Here is a 19,728-nt window from a genome sequence, read left to right as displayed (position 1 = left end):
GAGTTCTAATTTTTTTTACGTGCTGCAGGCAAAATAGAAGCCCTGTCACTTCTATTCCTTGCTTTAATTTCCTGCTATTCTGCCTTCCATTTATCAAAGGAGGGCCAAAAAGTTAAATTCCTGAGGGTTTCAACCCTCAGACATATATCATTGCGAAGCAATAGCATTTTTGCTGTAGGTTTCAACCTACAGTTATGGCCTAGCGATGTGGAGCAGTGGCCGTCAGGCCAGACCAAGCGGGCAAAGCCCGCGCAGGGCCGAGCGAACAGCGAGCTGCGCAAGGTAGCGCAGCAAGGCGAAGCCGCAGCTGAGGCCCCTAAAAAACAGAAAGGTCTCCAAATTCGCAAACTTGGAGACCTTAAACAAAACTTAAACCACAATATTGACCATGCGCTTGGGCACAACAATCACCTTGCGGATCGTCTTTCCTTCAATCCATTTTTGAATATCTTCTAGGGCCAAGGCTTGCTCCTTGATGGCCTCTTGGGCCAAGCCATTGGCTAGCTCGATAGCCGCCCGCTTTTTCCCATTGACACAAACGGGATAAACGATGCTGTCCTCCACCAAATAGGCGGGATTAAAGCTGGGGAAAGCCCCCGTTTTGAAGACCGACTCCTGATGGCCCAAAGCCTGCCAAAGTTCTTCGGCGAGATGCGGGGCAAAGGGAGCGAGCAACAAAACAAAACCCTCTAGAATTTCGGCCTTATGGCAGTTGAGATCGCGCAACTCATTGCTGAGCTTCATGAAATCGGAAACGCAGGTATTGAGCGAGAAGCTTTCGAGCCCATGCTGCACTTGCTTGATGCAATGGTGCAAAGCCTTGCGTTCTTTGGCCGTAGGCGTTTCTTTTTGGACCAACCACTCCCCTTCTGGGCTGTAGAACAACAACCAAAGGCGACGGAGAAATTTGGCCACACCAGAAATTCCGCTCGTGTTCCAAGGCTTAGAGTCTTCCAAGGGACCGAGGAACATTTCGTAGAGGCGGAAACAGTCGCTACCGTAAAGGGCCACCATATCATCGGGATTGACCACATTATAATAGCGCTTAGACATCTTGCCAATTTCGCTATCCGTCATTAGCTGTCCCGCTTCATTATAGATAAACTCGGCATTGGCATAGCTGGGGCGCCATTCCAGGAATTTAGCCACCCCTTCTGCCGTCAAATGAGAATCTTCTTGGCCATAATTGCTCACAAAATCGATATGCACAGGCAAAAGGGCAAAAGCCTCCTCACCACCATATTCGGCAATGCGGTCGGCAGAAACAAAGACCGTTTGGCCAGCTTCATTCTTTTCTTTGAGCATATAAATCTGCTCGATGATCCCTTGGATCATGCCTTGATTGACCAGTTTTTTGTAGGGCTCTTGCGTGGGCACTTTGCCCAAATCGTAAAGGAACTTATGCCAAAAGCGAGAATACATCAAATGGCCCACGGCATGTTCTGCTCCACCGAGGTAAAGATCGACATCCTGCCAATAATTTACGGCTTCTTCAGAGAAGGGAGCATTTTCATTTTTGGGGTCCATATAGCGGAGGAAATACCAGCTAGAGCCAGCAAAACCAGGCATGGTATCGGTTTCTCTTTTGCGTCCTTCGGGAGTGTTTACCCAAGACTCCACTCGGGCCAAAGGAGAATGTCCATCGGCTGTAGGTTGGAAGTTATCTAGCTCGGGCAATTCTACGGGCAAGGCGGTTTCTACTTGCGTGAGGCCCTCTGCATCATAAGAGATGGGAAAAGGCTCGCCCCAATAGCGTTGGCGGCTAAAGTTAGCATCATGCAAGCGGAAATTCACTTTGCGCTGGCCAATATTTAGGGCCTCTAGCTTTTCGATAGCTTTGGGAATAGCGGCTTTAACCTCTAGGCCATTCAAGAAATCGCTATTGATTAGTTTGCCGATTTTTTGGCCCATTTCTGCATTGGGGTAATCGGATTGATCGACTACGGGCAAGATATCTAGGCCAAAATGCTGGGCAAAACGCTGATCTCGTTCATCATCTGAAGGAACGGCCATGATAGCGCCGGTGCCATAACCTGCCAAAACGTATTCACTGATCCAGATCGGCACTTTTTTGCCCGTAAATGGATGAATGGCATAACTGCCCGTAAAGGCGCCGCTAATGGTTTTTACATCCATCATACGGTCACGTTCCGAGCGGCCTTCTACATAGTGTAGGTAAGCATCAATTTCTTCTTTTTGTTCGGCAGTGGTTAGTTTTTGGACCAACTCATGCTCGGGAGCGAGCACCATAAAGCTCACCCCAAAAAGGGTATCGGGGCGGGTGGTAAAGACCTCGATTTTATCCTCTTCATTTTCGGTCAGGAAGAAGAGCTCGGCCCCTTCAGAGCGGCCGATCCAGTTGCGCTGCTGTGTTTTGAGCGCCTCTGAAAAGTCTACCGTATCTAGGCCATCGAGTAGGCGTTGGGCATAGGCGGTAATGCGCAAAGCCCATTGCATCATGGGTTTTTGGACCACGGGAAAGCCTCCGCGTTCCGAGCGGCCATCCTTAATTTCGTCATTGGCCAAAACGGTTCCGAGTTCCTCGCACCAGTTCACATAGCCCACTTTGCGGTAAGCTAGGCGATAATTCATGAGGACCTCTTCCTTTTCTTGGGCCGAAAAGCCCTGCCAATCGGCGGCAGAGAAATGTTCTTCATGGCTATGGGCTGCTGCTACGGCTTCTGAGCCAGCTTGCTCAAACTGACGGATGAGTTCTGTTATGGGCAAAGCCTTATCGGCAGTGGTATCATAATAATGCTCAAACAACCAGATAAAAATCTGCTGCGTCCATTTATAGTATTCAGGAGAAGAAGTATTGACCGAGCGGTCCCAATCATAGCTAAAGCCCAATTTATCGAGCTGTTGGCGATAGCGGCCCACATTTTCGGCTGTAGATACCGCAGGATGTACGCCCGTTTGGATGGCATATTGTTCGGCGGGTAGGCCAAAGGCATCATAACCCATAGGGTGCAGCACATTAAAGCCCGAAAGGCGCTTATAACGAGCAAAAATATCGCTAGCGATATAGCCTAGGGGGTGGCCCACATGCAAACCTGCTCCAGAAGGATAGGGAAACATATCGAGCACATAATACTTGGGCTTATCTGAAGTAGTGGGAGTTTGGTAGGTCTTATTTTCTTTCCAATAGGATCTCCATTTTTCTTCGATCTCCTGTGGCCTATATTCCATTTTTTTTCTTGTCTTGAATGATACTAAAAATGAATTCGATCTAAGGCTGCAAATTAGCCAAGTTTTGGCGTTTTTCAAAGAACTGTTTCAACTGAAGGGATTTTAAGCTGCTTTATCTGTTTTTTGGGGGGCCTGCCGCCTGCGGCGGCCGGGCTGTGTCGCAGCTCGCTGCTCGCTCGGCCCTGCAGCGCTTTCAGCGCTTTGGTCTGCCGCCTGCGGCGGCCCTGCTATCCATCTCTAGGCCTGCGGCCCTTCGGGCCTGCTATACGGGCCTGTAGGTTGAAACCTACAGCCAGACAACAGTTGGTATTGCTCCGCAATGTTTTTATGAGATGAGGGTTGAAACCCTCATGTATTTAACTTTTCGGCCATCCTTCGGGGACAATATCCCATTATCACCGCTCCCTCCAGGGGCCTATATAATATTCGGTACCTGTAGGTTAAAACCTACAGCAACAAAAGAGGCCATACTAAACGCAATAAAAATGAGCCGAAGGTTAAAACCATCGGCCCATAATGACTTCTAATAGAAGGAAGGCTGTTTATTTATGGAGGGTTTTAACCCTCCATTTTAGATTAAAATGCATTCGTTAATTGGCTGTAGGTTTCAACCTACAGCTTTAGCCCGCCAGTTTGCATAGCCCCACAAGCATGGGCTTCAGCCCATGGCCCAAAACTGCCCAACCGCCGAAGAAGATGGCCCCAAAAAAAAAGACAGCTGAGCGGCCTAGCGATGGGGAGCAGTGCGGCGAAGCCGCAGACCAAGCAAAAAACTTGTTTTTTTGCGCAGGGCCGAGCGAACAGCGAGCTGCGGACCGTAGCGCCGCAAGGCCGCAGGCCGCAGCGGAGGCCCCAAAAAATAAGAAAGTCCTAAACCACTTAGAAAGGTTGATTATCCCTCTTTTTTTCTGTATAATTGGGCATTAACTCATAAAAGAACAATGATGAAAAAACAGACAACTACCATTGGTTTGGACCATGCCGAGAGCCAGCAATTGGCTGAAAAACTAAACGTACTATTGGCAAATTACCAATTGTTGTACATCAATACTCGTGGATTTCATTGGAACATCAAGGGCGATAACTTTTTTGAGCTGCACGCCAAATTTGAGGAAATTTACAGCGATTTGCAGATCAAAATCGATGAAATTGCGGAGCGGATTTTGACTTTGGGGCAGCAGCCTTTGCATGCCTACAGCCAATATTTGGAGCAATCATCTATTGAAGAAATTACCAATGTGACTGATGGAAAAGAGGGTTTGGCCCATGTACTAAAGGCCTTTTCGGTTATTATTGAGCTAGAACGCGAGCTGCTTGGGCTTTCTGATGAGGCCAATGATGAGGGCACTAATGCCTTGATGAGCGACTATATTCGGGAGCAAGAGAAATTGGCTTGGATGTATAATGCTTATTTGGGCTAGTTCTAAATAGTTTTATATCTTAAGCGCGCTGGTCAGATTGGCCAGGGCGCTTTTTTTTCGCCCAACATTTTGCTCACAAAAAAGAATCTTATGCAAAAGAAAAGTTCTTTGGTCCAAAGAGACCAAGCTGTCGTTTGGCACCCTTTTACACAGATGAAAACGGCCGAGGCGCCGATTGCGATTGCGAAAGGGAAGGGCGCTTTGCTCTGGGATGAGGACGGCAAGGAATACATTGATGCGATTGCCTCTTGGTGGATGAATTTGCATGGGCACAGCCACCCCAATTTTGCCGCGGCCCTCAAGCAGCAGGCCGAGCAATTGGAGCATGTCATTTTTGCCAATTTTACGCATGAGCCCGCCGTACAAATTGCCGAAAAAGTATTGAGTAAACTCCCTGATAATCAGGATCGTTTCTTCTTTTCGGACAATGGGTCTACCGCCGTAGAGGTGGGCCTAAAAATGTGTTTTCAGTATTGGCACAACATCGGGAACCCCAAAACGAAGATCATTGCTTTTGAGGGGGCCTATCATGGCGACACCTTTGGGGCCATGTCGGTGGGGGGACGCTCTGCTTTTTCGGCCCCTTTTGCCCCCTATCTTTTTGATGTGCTTTTTGTAGAGCCGCCTTTGCCGGGCCAAGAAGCCGAGAGTTTGGCTGCTTTTGAGCAGTTATTGGACCAACATCAGGGAGAAATTGCGGGATTTATCTTTGAGCCTTTGGTACAGGGTTCGGCGGGTATGCGGATCTATGAGGCTGCGGCCTTAGATCCCTTTTTGGCCAATTGCAAATCGGAAGATATTCTCATTATTGCCGATGAGGTCATGGTGGGTTTTGGTCGAACGGGCAGCTGGTGGGCCAGTGACTTTTTGGCTCATGATCCCGATATTTTTTGCTTATCGAAGGGCCTTACGGGCGGCACGATGGCCTTGGGCGCGACTACTTGCAGCGATAGAATTTTTCAGGCATTTTGGTCCGATGACAAATACAAAACCCTCTTTCATGGGCATAGCTGCACGGGCAATCCCTTGGCCTGCGCGGTGGCCTTGGCCAGCTTTGAGCTGACCAATTCGGAAAAAACCTGGGAGCAGATTCGCTGGATCGAGCAGCAGCATAAAGCCTTTGGGCAGCAGATCATTGGGCACCCCAAAGTGACGAATATGCGTCAGAAGGGGGTAGTTTGGGCCTTTGATTTACAGACGCCCGACTCCACCTCTTATTTCAACAACATCCGCGATGAGATTTGGCAGTTTTTCATTCAGAGAGGCTTGTTGTTGCGCCCCTTGGGCAATACGGTCTATGTTTTACCGCCCTACTGCATCACTGAGGAGCAAATGGGCAAGGTACATGAGGGGATTTTGGCCCTTTTGGATAGTGCTGTTGGGGGGTAGGTTTTGGGGCCTGCCGCCTTTGGCGGCCGGGCCCTTGCAGGGCTCGCAGGTCTGCTCGGCCCTGCGTCGCCTTCGGCTCCTTGGTCTGCGGCTGCGCCGCCCCCTTTCAGGCCCCTAGGCCGATTTGGCCTGCGGCCAACCCTAGGGTCCTGTATAATACGGGCCTGTAGGTTGAAACCTACAGCAACAAAAGAGGCCATGCTAACTGCAATAAAATGGGCCGATGGTTAAAACCATCGGCCCATAATGTCTTCTAATGCAAGCAAACAAGGGCTTTAGCCCGCTAGTTTGCATAGACCTGCAAGCATGGGCTTTAGCCCATGGCCCTAGACAATGATTGGCTAGCAGTAAAATTAAGTGATAAAAACAATGTCTATACTTACTGCCCTGGGCTGAAGCCCAGGGTTGTTGACTGAGCGAACTGACGGACTAAAGTCCTTGTTCGCTTTTTATCTGCCGTTATGGCTATTCCCTAAAACAACTATTGGCCGAAGCACAAAAAAGCCCCCTCGACGGAGGGGGCGACTTTACCCTTAGCCTAGGGCCTTGGCCCTAGGGTCCTGTATCTCGGCCCCATGGCCTGCAGCTTAAAAGCCGCAGGTCCTGAAAATCGGATGGCTGCGACCTTTCTCCAATGGAGCAGGGGCTTTTAAGCCACTGCGGCGAGAAAGATGATAGCCCAACAAGAATGGCTGCGGCCTTTAGGCTGCAGATGGCGGCTTTGCCGCCATGGCCGAAGGCCAATCGGCCCAGCGCTGCGGAGCGGGTGGCCGTAGGCCAGACCGAGCTTTGAGCGCAGCGAAAAGCGAAGGGCCGAACATCCCTGTGAGCCCCGCAGCATAGCGGCGGCCAGCTTTGCTGGCCGCGGGCCCCAGAAAAATAGATATTAAAAAGGAACGTAAATTAAGTTAGGGCTAGTGATTTTAAATGAGTTTGTAAAATTATCTTAATTTTATGGCCTAAACACAAAGACCTATGTCCTCTAACTTTTTATTTCTCTTGGCGGAGAAATCGGATCAAAGGTACTATCTAGCTGCTGCTGAAGATCGTGATTTAAGGCTTCTATGGATAGAAGAAATGCGGCGGCAGATAGACCTAGATCAACCCTTAAGTGCTGATACGAACTGGAGTTATCCGAGTTTTAGTCTACAGCTGGCTCAGCTTGTTGAAGAGCGGGGCATAACTGCTGATAGCATTATCTATGAGGCTCCTTTGCCCAAGCGTTTTCGGTCCAAACTCAGCACTATATCTATAGAAGATATTCTAGCCAGCGTTTTAGGTCAAGAAGAAGAAGACCTATTAGGCTATGCGGAGCAGGTTGGGCAAATTTTTTCTAGCTTTTTACTTTATCTAGAGCCTATTAGTATTTGGTCAAAAATTATTAGTCGGCAGCTAGCGCCCCATGAGCGAATCTTTTTATTATTGGCATTATACCGCTGGTACTTGGCGGAAGACCCCCCTATTTTGTATGCGGAATTATTCTGGATATTCCCAAAGACTGAGCTGTTTAGCTTGAAGCGAGGTAGTTCTCATGTGGTTGTTAATTTTAGGCTTGGCTATAGAAACATAGCAGCTCAAAATATTCAGTTTTACAACCAGAATTTGCAAAAAGCGATCCCCTTAAACTTTAGCGCCCAAAAGAAGAAGCATGGAGAAGCCAGTTTGAGCATTCGGCTTCCTAAGGGGCGACATTATTTTTTGGTCAAGGGGCGTAACTACAATGGGAAGGTCCAGATTTACAAAGAAATTTTGATTAAGGATTTACCGACTAATCCTGTAGGCAAAGGAGGTACTGGAGGGGGAGGATACTCTACTTCTCCCCGCCTAGATCCCGAAGCGGTATACCGTATACTTATTGACCGACCAAATCTTCCTCTAAGTAAGCAAGAGCTTCTGCTGGGGAAGTCAGTTTTTTTTCAGGGACGGCTTCTAAGTAACTCCTCATCAGCGGCGACTACAATTCGTCAGCTTATGGTAGATATCATAGCCCCCTACCCTTCCTCTTTATTGGCCAAGAAGCAAGCAAATAAGTTTAGTTTTACATTAAGATTAAGCCTAATTGGGGCAAATTATAAAGTTAGGATTAGAGTCTGGCATGCGGGCGGCATGACAGAGCGGATTATTTCATTGCAAGAGGTATGGGTAGAACAAGCAGAGCCGATAGGTCCCCTTATCAGTGAAGAGACAAAGCCCTCGGGTACAGAAAAAAAACCTTCAAAAGAGAAGCCCCGAGAACCGAAGCCCCAGGTCCCCAAGACCGAAGCCTTTCTATCTCCAGCAATGGCTATTTTGATTTACATTGTGCTCATCCTACTCCTTGGTTTTCTAGATTATTTACTTAAGCATTAAACATGAAGGCATTTTTTAATCAGACAGAGGCTGCTTTAGTGGCAGAAATTGCAAAAGCCCAGGATGCTGTTCTTTTGGTCATAGGTAATCTGCAAACGCCTAATTTGCAAGAGGCGTTACTTGATGCCCTTGAGCGAGAATGTTATGTAGAGGTTGTCTTGCCTGATGCTTCTTTTTTTCAGGACCGGCCAATTTATCTGGGCCAAGAAGATCTAGAATGGGTAGAAGAAGAAGCTGAAGAGGCTGAATTTTTATACAAATTTTGGGAGTTGGGCGGCTATCTAGGCGAGTATCAACTAAACTTACATAGAGAAAAGGGAGCCTTAGCACATAACTTTCTCATTTTGGACCTTAAGCAGCTATTTATAGGCGATTTGTCTAATCATTTAGAAGTCGTTAAACAAGAGAGTGCGCTTTTGATTAACGATCAGTCTATAGTAGAGGACTACTTTGCGCTCTTCAAATCCTTAAGGCGATATACTAAGGCAATTCTACCAAATGAGCGCCCTGCAGAAGAGCGTTCTTTTGAGGGCTACTTTAAAGCAGACCGCAAACAGCTATATATTGGCGAATCGGTTCGGCTATATTGGTATTGGCCAGAGCAATATGCCCTACGCAGTATTAAGCTCTATAAGAGTCGCTCTTTATATTTGAACAAAGCAGAGCAGTCGGAAGACAAAGTGGAAGAGCTAAAAGTACTCACAGCTAATGATTTTGAGTATAGCTTACTACTTGAAAATCTGCAGCAAAATGTAGTAGTTACCCTAGAAGAGGGGGGAGAAATACTTGCTCAGCTAGAGCTAAAGGTTTTAGCTAGACCTTCTCTCTCCTTGAGCTTTAGCATGCAAAACCAAGATATAGGAGGAGGAAAAGAGGCCGCCTTAGAAGTTAGTCCTCGGCACTTTGTAATTCCCTTAGGCTTTCACTTTTTGGTCAACTGGATTGGAGAAGGAATTAAGGCCGTAAAACTCTACCAAACAGAGTCAAATCACTTATTGGCAGAAAGCAGTAAGCATTGGGGCAGATTTGTCTTGCACCCAGAAAAAAGCAAGCATTATTATATCGTAGCAGAAAGTCCCTTAGGGCTAAAGAAACGATATCGTTTTGAGTTGCAGCCTGTTCCTAAACCTAAATTTCAGGAACACATTATTCCTTACCCCGATAATATTAGCTCCTTTGTGCTTTTTAAGTTTAGCGAAACCTCCATTCCCGCAGACTTCCAGCTACAAGGCTATAAAACCGCATTGCGACTCCCTGAAATGAAAGCCTTTAGCTTTGGGGAAACAAAAAGTCATTTTGAAGAACGACATCAGGGAAACACACTTTCTGAAGAAAAAAAGCTGCTAGATAAACTAAATAGCAGAATAAAATCTGAGCTTCCTCTACCCCAGTCGCCTTTATTAGGCCCTCCTGGAAACTGGGAGGAACTAGTAGCGCCTAGTTTTCCAAATACAGCGCAGTTTGAACCAGATTTTAATACACTAGAATTACCCCAAATGCCCGAATGGGGGCAATTACCTGAAGGACTAAAGCAAATTTTAAACCTCGACAAAGAGCAACAAGATGAACAAGAACAATAAACCACTAGATTTCTCGGCCAATAAGCTACAACAACAACAGCAGCAACTCCTTAATGCCCTGCATACTACAGGACAAAACAACCCTAAAACTCCCCCCCCTCCATTTAGTAGTAATCCCTTTATCAATGGATTCTATAACTTTTTTACTTGGTGCGCAGGGGTAGATAAAGCAGTACTAAAACAATGCTCAAGAAATGAATGGGAACGCTACTTAGGTATTGGCATAGCTGTTTTTATGGTGGCTGTTTTAGCCTTCGTTTCGGGCTCTTTTGCCATCGGACGAATCAATGCTGGCGGCAGCTCTTGGATCACTTTTTTAGGCGGCCTAATTTGGGCTATTCTTATCTTCAACCTCGATCGACTCATTGTTACCTCTACCAAACCCCTAGAAAAAGGTTGGCGCATTGCTTTCTTGAATAAAGAACTTAGACTCCCCGCCATTCTTTGCCAAGTGCTCAACCTTAACTTTCTTGTCCGAATCGGACTCACCCTCATTATATCTTTGGTCATTACCAAACCCCTAGAAATCTATATTTTCCGCAACCCCATCAATGCCCAACTGCTAGAACAAGCTGATAAAAAAGCCGCTGAACGCAAACAAAAACTCAAGCAATCAGAAGCAGAAGGTATTGCCGACCTAGCCAAGCTCGAAGCAAAAAGCCAAGCTATTCTAGATTCTATGCTGGCCAATGAGCCCCCTATTCTCCCTAAACTCAGAACCGAAAGAGAGGAAGTAACAAAATACTTCGAAAAACAAATCAATCAGGTCAATACCCAAATACGCTATACAGAATATGCACGTAACCAATTGGGCTACACAGATGAAAATAGAAGCCGAAGAGCTGACCTTAATAGACAAATCCGACAACTTATAAATAGAAGAAACGCTATCGAAATAGATCAAGACAATAAGTACAATAAAACCACTGAGCAGATTCAAACCCTAGAAAAAGAGCACAACAATAAATTCCTAACTAAAAAAGAACTACTCGATAAGGAAATCCTTGAAAAAAAAGCCGAGATAAAAGGCTTTCAAGAAAAAAGCAAAAACAGAAATAATCAATTACAAGCTATTGACGACCAACCAACACTCAGCCAGCAAATCAAGGCCCTAGAAGATGTTCGGGAAGAAGACCCCTACATGGAACTAGTGAGCAACTTTATTATGCTCTTATTTATCGCCCTAGAATTGGCCCCCGTCCTAGTAAAAACGCTTATTCCTTTTGGCCAATACGACCGACTCCTAAAGGCCCATGCCGAAAAACTAAGCGTTCAATCCGAAAACTTTAACCAGGTTATTGAAGATAAACTGGCCTTGCTTCAACTAGAAAAGAAATTTAGAGAAGAAGAGGTCCATCTGCTACATGAAGAACGAAAGTCTAGCCTCAAACATCAAGCTGAATTACTCCGCAAACTAGATGAAGAAGTACTCAAAGAAAGTGAAAAACAACTGCGTACCCAAAGCTACCTAAGTAGCCGAGAAGAACTACTGCAAGCACAAGAACAAAAAGATGCAATTAGCCTTAAAGCAGCGGTCAACCTTAGCCGCAAAGATGTAGAAGTAGAGAACAATAAGAAAATTATGAAGGAGATCTCAGACGCACATCTAGAGATTGTCCGCAGCCAAGTCAAAAAATGGATGCAAGAACAAAAGAAACGCTTAGATTTGTAAACTAGTTTTTTGAGGCGTTACTCCCTTCGGTCATCAAACTGGCGCCCCTACAGGGGCTGGTTTTCTCAGCTCACTGCTATTTTTTGGGGCCTCCTGCCTGCGGCAGGCGCTACGTTTCGCAGCTCGCTGTTCGCTCGGCCCTTCGCCAGCTTCGCTGGCTCGGTCTGGCCTGACGGCCACTGCTGCACATCGCTAGGCCTGCGGCCCTTCGGGCCTGCTATCTGGACCTGTAGGTTGAAACCTACAGCCATACAACAGCGGTATTGCTTCGCAATGATATATGTATGAGGGTTGAAACCCTCATTCTTTTAACGGACCTCTTAGCCACCGCATTTATGATTTAAACCGCCCAGAAGCTGTTTATCTATGGAGGGTTTCAACCCTCCATACCATATTAAAATGCATTCGTTAATTGGCTGTGGGTTTTAACCTACAGCTTGGCCGAAGGCCAAACGGCAGAGGCCAAATGAAAGTCCTGCCACTTCTATCCTTTGATTTAATTTCCTGCTATTCTACGTTATTTTTCTCCCCCATAGCTACGGCTATGCCTTTAAAACATGCCTTGACTAGCCTGAAATTTTTATCAAAGGATGGCCGAAGCGCAGAACCCCCATTCGGCCTAGCGATGCGACGGGGTGGCCGTCAGGCCAGACCGAGGCGGCAAAGCCGCCGAAGGGCCGAGCAGACCTGCGAGCCCCAAAGCGTAGCGCCGCAAGGCAAAGCCGCAGCGGAGGCCCCTAATCCTTCAGATGCTTTAGATAGTCTCTATATAAACCATCCAATATCATCGGAAAGATTTTCTTGTTCATGACCTTTTTATAGAAGTCTAAACGATCTCCATAATACTCGGTGACCTCATCCCGCAATAGATTGTCAAAAAAGGTCTTTTTGTCATCCTCCGAGTTGTTGCCATTCATTACCGATAACAACTCCTCATTACTAAATAGACGGTCAGAGACGTTCCTCAGGTCCAATTCGTCTTCCTTCGATAACTCTATACCGTAAACCTCATTGATTCTCTTGATAATATGCGAAAGCAAACTCATCGGCTCTTCTTGGACAGGACCCTCAGCCCCTCCATAAATTGGAGATAACTCACCCAACTGATCTTCTAATACTAGCTTAGACTCCCCCATCATCTTAATCCGCAAAGAGCTTAAATCAATAGCCTCCGTGATATTGATCCGCTCCTTGGCCCTTTTGGGCAACTTCTTATTGAGATAGCTCAAATATAAATACAGCTTTTCCCATTCTGGCTCAGAAAAGTCTATAATCTGCGAAATATAGGCATAGAGCCGAATGAAAGACTGTATCTTGGACTTAAACTCCTGTTGCGGAACTTCCCCCTCTAAGGCCTTCCAACGCGCTAGCCCCCTATTGATAATAGGCTGTAATCGCTCATCGGTGGCCTTTTCTCTCAATAACTCTTTGCAAAAAGCTTCTACCTCTTCTGTAGTAAATACATCATAGGTCGATATATCATACTGAATGTCATAGAGCTTGTCAGGATCCGTAGCCCCCACTAACTTAGTCTGTTTGTAGTAGGGCTGAAAAGCATGGACGATATCCTCTGGATCATTGATAAAGTCTAAAACAAAAGTGTCCGTTTTCCCCTTTTTGGTCCTGTTCAAACGAGAAAGGGTTTGCACGGCCTGCACCGAACTCAATTTCTTATCCACATACATGGAGTGCATCAGGGGCTCATCAAAACCCGTCTGAAACTTACTGGCTACAATCAATATCCTGAACTTTGGGTTTTTTAAGGCCGCTGGAATACTGCTGCCCTCCATCCCATTTTCTCTATTGAGCTGCTTTTCTGTATAATCGGCCTCCGCAAAATGTACCGTCCCACTAAAGGCCACTAAACAACTATAGGGCAAGCCCATGGCCTTCATCTGCCGCTTCATCTCTAGAAAGAATAAAACGCAATGCTTGCGCGAACGCAAGACCAACATCCCCCTAGCTTTTTGCCCAATCTTCTTGGCCGTTCTGTTGACAAAATGATGCAGAATGATCTTGACCTTTTGCCGAATCACTTCATCATGACTGTCCACATAGTCAAAAAGCTGCTTCATGGCCTTGGCCTCTGGCAATTCCTCATCTACCGCTGCAGTCTGAACTACCTTAAAGTAGCGCTTGTAGCTGGTGTAATGCTCCAACACATCTAAGGTAAAGCCTTCATAGATCGACTGCTTCATGCTATAACTATGAAAGGGCTCAAACTCCCCCGCCGCATTCTTCCGACCAAAAAGCTCTAAGGTCTTGTTCTTGGGCGTACCCGTAAACCCAAAGAAAGAAACATTGGGTTGCCTCCCCCTAGCCGTAATTTCTCTATTGATTAACTCCTCATAGTCCAGATAGCCTTCTTCATCCACTATCAAGTCCGCATTCAAAGACTTTTTTAAATGCTTGGCCGTCTCTCCCGTCTGACTCGAATGTACCTCATCGATAATGACCGCAAAATTACGCCCACTCAAGGCTTTAATCGAACTCGATATGACGGGAAACTTCTGCACCGTGGTCACAATAATATCTTTGCCCTTCTCCAAATAGTCCTTGAGCTGCTTGGCATTCAAATCTACAGGATGTACAACCCCCTCCGTTTGCTCCAACTGCTTTAAGGTCTGCTGCAACTGATTGTCTAAAACCCGACGATCCGTTACCACCAAGACCGTATCAAACATACGTCTAGTGTCTTCCTTAGACCGATATAAGGAGGTTAGGGCATGCGCCAACCACCCAATAGAAAAACTCTTGCCCGCCCCCGTCGTGTGCTGTATGAGGTAGTTCTGCCCCAACCCCTCTGTAGTGATGCTCTGCTTGAGCTGCCGAATTAACTCCCACTGATGATATCTCGGAAAAATTAAGGCCTCCTCTTTCTTTTCAACGACCTTCTGTAACTCATCCGACCATTCTACCTTTTTGTCTACCGCCAAAAGAACAAAGTTCTCCAATATGTCTAGCAAACTATCTGGCGATAATACCTCCTCCCACAAATAAGCCGTCTTGTAGTCATTATATGGCTGGGGGTTTTCTATCCCCTTGTTATAGGGGAAAAACCGACTGTCCTCCCCAGCCAAACGAGTCGTCATGGAGACCCGATCATTGTCTACACAAAAATGAACTAAACAACGCTTGAACTGCAATAAGGGCTCCCCCTTGGGCTTCCGATCTCGCTTGTACTGTGCCTCCGAATCAACAATGCTCTGCCCCGTAAACTGGTTTTTTAATTCCATCGTCACAATCGGCAAACCATTCAGAAACAAGACCATGTCTATGGAGTTGTTGTTCCGACTCGAATAATGCAACTGCCGAACTACCGTAAAACGATTCTGCTCATATAAGGCCTGATGCAGCGGATTCAACCCACTCTTGGGCTGAAAATATAATAATGCAAAGCTTTCCCCTCTCGTCTGTACCCCACTGCGCAATACATTTATCAATCCCCTCTTCAAAATCTGTCCATGGACCAACTTGCTCAAATGCGCCTCGGTCTTATCGCCCAATAGCTTCTCCAAACGCTCATAGGCCTCCAGCTGCGTGTCCCGAATAAATCCAAGCAAATCCGCCCGAAGCTGACAATGCTCCCGATCATATTCACTATACATTTTCGCCTGATAGCCCTGCGCCTTCAATGCCAATTCTATTTTCTCTTCAAATCTATATTCTGTGGGTTTTCGCATAGGGATTGTTTTTTAATTCTTCTCTAGTTCTAGGCAGCAGTCCGCTACCCTCTTTTTGCCTGTTACTACTTCCGATATCAAAGACTGCCGATAAGCCTTGAGCAAGGCTATTTTTTTAGCCTCCGTACGGATGAGATGATCTATCTTAGCCGTCTCTTGGTCTAAGTAGGTAATGATTTGTTGCTGCTCAAATTTTGGTGGAAGCACAACAGTAAAATCTTGCAGCATATTCATTCTCAATGAATCGACAGTCGATTTTGCGTTTTGATTTTCTACTGTCTTTAAAAAGTTATTCTTCATATATAAATATAAATACCTGCCAATAATCCTCTTAAAATTATACAGTAAATATACACGCTGATGAAAATCAAACTTACCAATGTAATGATGAAATACTTTACCTACGCCAACACCATCTCCAGCAGTAAGAATACCTTCTCCATCAAAACTAAATGTATTGATTTTTTCTATAGTTTGAGAACGTACAAAAAATGGATACAATCCATCATCTTCTCGGTCCTTAGTATCTTTCGCACCAGTTGTTATATCACACAAAAATTTCATTCGAACCTTCTCCCAGCCCTCAGGAATCTCCCCAATCCATTCCACTCCCGAGTCCTTCATCGTTACCGTCCTATCTAGCCCTTTTGTCACCACCTGATTGATTAAAGCGGTCCGCTTCTCTTGGAGGAGCTTGATTTTCTCTTCCTTCAACCCAAGCAAACGATCTAATTGGGCCGTTTTTTTATCGAGATAGGCAACGATTTGTTGCTGCTCCATCTCAGGGATGATGGGTATAACTATATTTCCAACATCCGTAGTAGAAATAGCTTTAAAAGTAGAGCCTGTTCCTAAACTATTTAGATAATCGTTAAGTGAATACAAATAGTAGTATAAGTATTGAGAATGATGCATATCAGCTCTTATCGCTGCTAAGCCTCTACCTATTCCATACTTTTGATTGGCAATGTTTAAAGCTCCAACTGGGGCCCTCACAGAAATAAGAATATCACCTTTTTCTGCACTTTTATTAACATTATCACACCATACCTTAGGGGATGGATATTTTGATCCAAACTCAGCATTTCCTTGTAAAAAAGGTTGTGCTATTGGTTCAAAAATATAATCATCAGAGCTAGGCGATTGCCCCATGATAATTTTGTTGGTATATTTCATCTTTGTAACCTCCCAATGCTCAGGAATCTCCCCGATCCATTCCACTGCTGTTTCCTTATACGCACTATACCGTTTCATCCATAATTGCTTTAAAAAGTCCTTCAGATTCTTGTTCTAGGGCCCATAGTTCTTGGGTTATTTCGGCCAGGCTACGCAGGGGGGTATATTGATAGAAATACTTACTAAAGTTAATTTCATAGCCCAGCTTATCCTTACTTCTATCCATCCAAGCATCGCTAAGATGTGGGGCCACCTCGGCTTCAAAATAGGCCTCAATATCCTGACTGAGCGGAATCCGCTCATAATCTCTAAGCTTGCTATCGGCTTTTAGGCTGCCATCTCTTTTGCGAACAGCCTGGCCGTTTTCTACTACTGGCCGCTCAATCGTGACCTTAGTATAGCCAAAGAACTCATTATCATAGATTTTAGATTGTTCATTCTCGACCATCTCCCGATAATAGCGCAAAATCTCTTCTCGCTGCTGATCGCTAACCGCCTTGCGCTTTTGTCCCAATGATTTCTTCATTGGGCTATAAAAACTAGTCGCATCAATGAGCTGGACCTTGCCCTTGCGCTTTTCGGACTTATTGTTATTCAAAATCCAGATGTAGGTAGAAATTCCCGTATTAAAGAACATCTGATCGGGTAAAGCAACAATACACTCCAAATAATCCTGCTCAATAATGTACTTGCGGATATTGCTTTCTCCGCTGCCCGCATCTCCCGTAAACAAGGGCGAGCCATTCAGCACCACCCCAATCCGCGAGCCCTTATCTCTCATCTTGGCCAACATATGCAGCACAAAAAGCAAGGCCCCATCAGAGGTTCTGGGCGTACCTGCCGTAAAACGGCCCAAGGGGTCCTTGGCCTCTTCCAAAACGGCCTCTTTTTCGGCCTTCCAAGACACCCCATAAGGCGGATTAGAGAGCATATAATCAAACTGCTTGAGCCCAAACTGATCCTCTGATAAAGAACTACCCAGCTTAATGTTATTGGGGTCTTCTCCCGAAATCAACATATCGGACTGGCAAATCGCATAGGTTTGGGGCTGCATCTCTTGGCCAAACAAATTAAGTCGGACCTCTTCATTGATGTTCTCCTTAATCCACTCCTTCGCCATCGTCAGCATTCCCCCCGTACCACAACAGGGGTCAAAAATAGAACGGATAATCCCCTCCCCCTTCAAGCTCTCTGTATTCTCAGCAAAAAGCAGCGCCACCACCAATTTCACACAATCTCTAGGCGTATAGTGGTCACCGCTCGTCTCATTAGACATCTCCGAAAACTTGCGGAGCAACTCCTCATAAATCTTCCCCATCATGCGGTTATCCACCTTATCGGGATGCAAATCCACCTCCGTAAATTTACTAATCAGCAGAAAAAGCTTATTGTTTTTTTGCAGCTTAGCCACAGGCTTATCCAACTGAAAGTTATCGAGAATAACACGCACATTCTGAGAGAAACTACTGAGATAAGTAGCAAAATTAAGTTTCAGGCCCTTAGAATCTGCCTTCAATCGCTGCAAATCAAATTTAGAGTGATTAAAGAACTTCAGGCCCGTCTTCTTTCTAATAATAGGGCTAGGCTCCACCTCTTTGGCCGTCAGCTCCTCATACAATTGATGCACAGCATCCTTATGCGGCTCCAGCACACAATCCAATCGTCTAAGCACCAAAAAGGGCAAAATCACATCCCCATACTCATGCTGCTTAAACAACCCTCTTAGCACGTCATCACAGACCCCCCAAATAAAAGATGATATCTCCTGAAAATTTTGCATAACTATATTTATCAATTTGAATTTTTGTCTTGAACTCCATCTAAGACCCTATGGTCTGCGCCTAATTTAGGAAAAAGCAGCTATATAGTCCAACTAAAAAAGAAAAAGCAGCTCTTTGTTTTCATTCAGGATAATCTTTTTGGGCCTCCTGCCTGCGGCAGGCGCTACGTTCCGCAGCTCGCTGTTCGCTCGGCCCTTCGCCGCCTAGGGCGGCTCGGTCTGGCCTGACGGCCACTGCTGCACATCGCTAGGCCTGCGGCGGCTTCGCCGCCTGCTATATGGGCCTGTATCTCATTATCTATTATCATCCATCCCATCAGACCTTATTATTTCCCTACACCTAGGGCCAAGGCCCTAGGCTATCTAAAAAATCGCCATCCCCTCATTCGAGGGGATTTGCATTCCAGCCAGCCCCTAACCACCTTCCCTAAAACAACCATTGACCGAAGCACAAAAAAGCCCCCTCCACGGAGGGGGTGACTTTACCTTTAGCCTAGGGCCAAGGCCCTAGGGTCCTGTATAATATGAGCCTGTAGGTTGAAACCTACAGCCATACAAGGGCGGTATTGCTTCGCAATGATATATGAATGAGGGTTGAAACCCTCATTCTTTTAACGGCCCTTATAGCCGCTACATTTATGATTTAAACCGCCCAGAAGCTGTTTATCTATGGAGGGTTTCAACCCTCCATACCATATTAAAATGCATTCGTTAATTGGCTGTGGGTTTTAACCTACAGCTTGGCCGAAGGCCAAACACCCCATCAAAACATTTACGCCCTATTGGACAGAGATCAAACACCACATCAAAACTTTTACGCCCTATTGGACAGAGATCAAACACCCCATCAAAACATTTACGCCCTATTCTGCAGTTGCAGAATAGCTTACCGCAACTGTAATATGCCATTTTGAAACTGCAGAATAGCTTACCGCAACTGTAATATGCCATTTTGAAACTGCAGAATAGCTCCACCTAAATGGAATATACCATTTTGAAACTGCAGAATAGCTTACCGCAAATGCAAGATGCTATTTTGAAACTGCAGAATAGCTTACCGCAAATGCAAGATGCCATTTTGAAACTGCAGAATAGCTTACCGCAAATGCAAGATGCCATTTTGAAACTGCAGAATAGCTTACCGCAAATGCAAGATGCCATTTTGAAACTGCAGAATAGCTTACCGCGGGACTGTTCAGGGTTTTCTGTATCCGAATAAAATTTGGCTCTTTAGCTTATTAGGATTTAGCCAATAGTCGCCTAGGGAAAAGCCCCTAGGGTCCTGTATAATATGGGCCTGTAGGTTGAAACCTACAGCAACAAAAGAGGCCAGACTAACTGCAATAAAAATGAGCCGATGGTTAAAACCATCGGCCCATAACAACTGCTAATACAAGCAAACAAGGGCTTTAGCCAGCCAGTTTGCATAGACCCGCAACCATGGGCTTCAGCCCATGGGAAAATACGCTCACTACACCCTTAAGCTTCT

At 45.7% G+C, this 19,728-nt stretch carries 10 protein-coding genes; 6 read left to right on the top strand and 4 right to left on the bottom strand.

All coding sequences use genetic code 11. The features are described 5' to 3' along the window. Positions 1–369: 369 nt before the first annotated feature. Complete coding sequence (gene leuS, locus OP864_RS15515) at positions 370–3,189, bottom strand: leucine--tRNA ligase (RefSeq protein WP_270099061.1); 2,820 nt, start codon at positions 3,187–3,189, stop codon at positions 370–372. Between the two features lie 941 nt (positions 3,190–4,130). On the opposite strand from leuS, the gene OP864_RS15510 reads away from it, so the two are divergent. From OP864_RS15510 to OP864_RS15490, 5 genes are all read left to right on the top strand, one after another. Next, a complete protein-coding gene (locus OP864_RS15510) occupies positions 4,131–4,610 on the top strand; it encodes a Dps family protein (RefSeq protein WP_270099060.1) in 480 nt (159 codons plus the stop codon). A 90-nt stretch (positions 4,611–4,700) separates the two neighbouring features. Then, positions 4,701–5,999 (top strand): adenosylmethionine--8-amino-7-oxononanoate transaminase, encoded by a 1,299-nt coding sequence (gene bioA, locus OP864_RS15505; RefSeq protein ID WP_270099059.1) that lies wholly within the window; start codon positions 4,701–4,703, stop codon positions 5,997–5,999. A 975-nt stretch (positions 6,000–6,974) separates the two neighbouring features. Next, complete coding sequence (locus OP864_RS15500; RefSeq protein ID WP_270099058.1) at positions 6,975–8,348, top strand: hypothetical protein; 1,374 nt, start codon at positions 6,975–6,977, stop codon at positions 8,346–8,348. A 2-nt stretch (positions 8,349–8,350) separates the two neighbouring features. Then, positions 8,351–9,928 (top strand): hypothetical protein, encoded by a 1,578-nt coding sequence (locus OP864_RS15495; RefSeq protein WP_270099057.1) that lies wholly within the window; start codon positions 8,351–8,353, stop codon positions 9,926–9,928. Beyond that, positions 9,912–11,600 (top strand): DUF4407 domain-containing protein, encoded by a 1,689-nt coding sequence (locus OP864_RS15490; RefSeq protein WP_270099056.1) that lies wholly within the window; start codon positions 9,912–9,914, stop codon positions 11,598–11,600. The genes OP864_RS15495 and OP864_RS15490 overlap by 17 nt, the downstream gene beginning before the upstream one ends. A gap of 737 nt (positions 11,601–12,337) precedes the next feature. Here OP864_RS15490 and OP864_RS15485 read toward each other — a convergent pair. The 3 genes from OP864_RS15485 to OP864_RS15475 are packed head-to-tail and all read right to left on the bottom strand — an operon-like array spanning position 12,338 to position 18,239. After that, positions 12,338–15,283 carry a type I restriction endonuclease subunit R gene (locus OP864_RS15485; RefSeq protein WP_270099055.1) on the bottom strand — a complete coding sequence of 982 codons (2,946 nt, stop codon included), beginning with the start codon at positions 15,281–15,283 and terminating at the stop codon, positions 12,338–12,340. 12 nt (positions 15,284–15,295) lie between these two features. Further along, positions 15,296–16,537 carry a restriction endonuclease subunit S gene (locus OP864_RS15480; RefSeq protein ID WP_270099054.1) on the bottom strand — a complete coding sequence of 414 codons (1,242 nt, stop codon included), beginning with the start codon at positions 16,535–16,537 and terminating at the stop codon, positions 15,296–15,298. Continuing rightward, a complete protein-coding gene (locus tag OP864_RS15475; RefSeq protein ID WP_270099053.1) occupies positions 16,524–18,239 on the bottom strand; it encodes an N-6 DNA methylase in 1,716 nt (571 codons plus the stop codon). Before OP864_RS15475 ends, OP864_RS15480 begins: the two co-directional genes overlap by 14 nt. Positions 18,240–19,218: 979 nt before the next feature. Here OP864_RS15475 and OP864_RS15470 point away from each other — a divergent pair. Then, positions 19,219–19,458 carry a hypothetical protein gene (locus OP864_RS15470; protein WP_270099052.1) on the top strand — a complete coding sequence of 80 codons (240 nt, stop codon included), beginning with the start codon at positions 19,219–19,221 and terminating at the stop codon, positions 19,456–19,458. Positions 19,459–19,728 lie beyond the last annotated feature (270 nt).

Source organism: Saprospira grandis (assembly GCF_027594745.1).
GTDB lineage: Bacteria > Bacteroidota > Bacteroidia > Chitinophagales > Saprospiraceae > Saprospira > Saprospira grandis.
The sequence above is the reverse complement of the archived record's forward strand: the minus strand, read 5'-3'. Positions and strand labels throughout refer to the sequence as shown.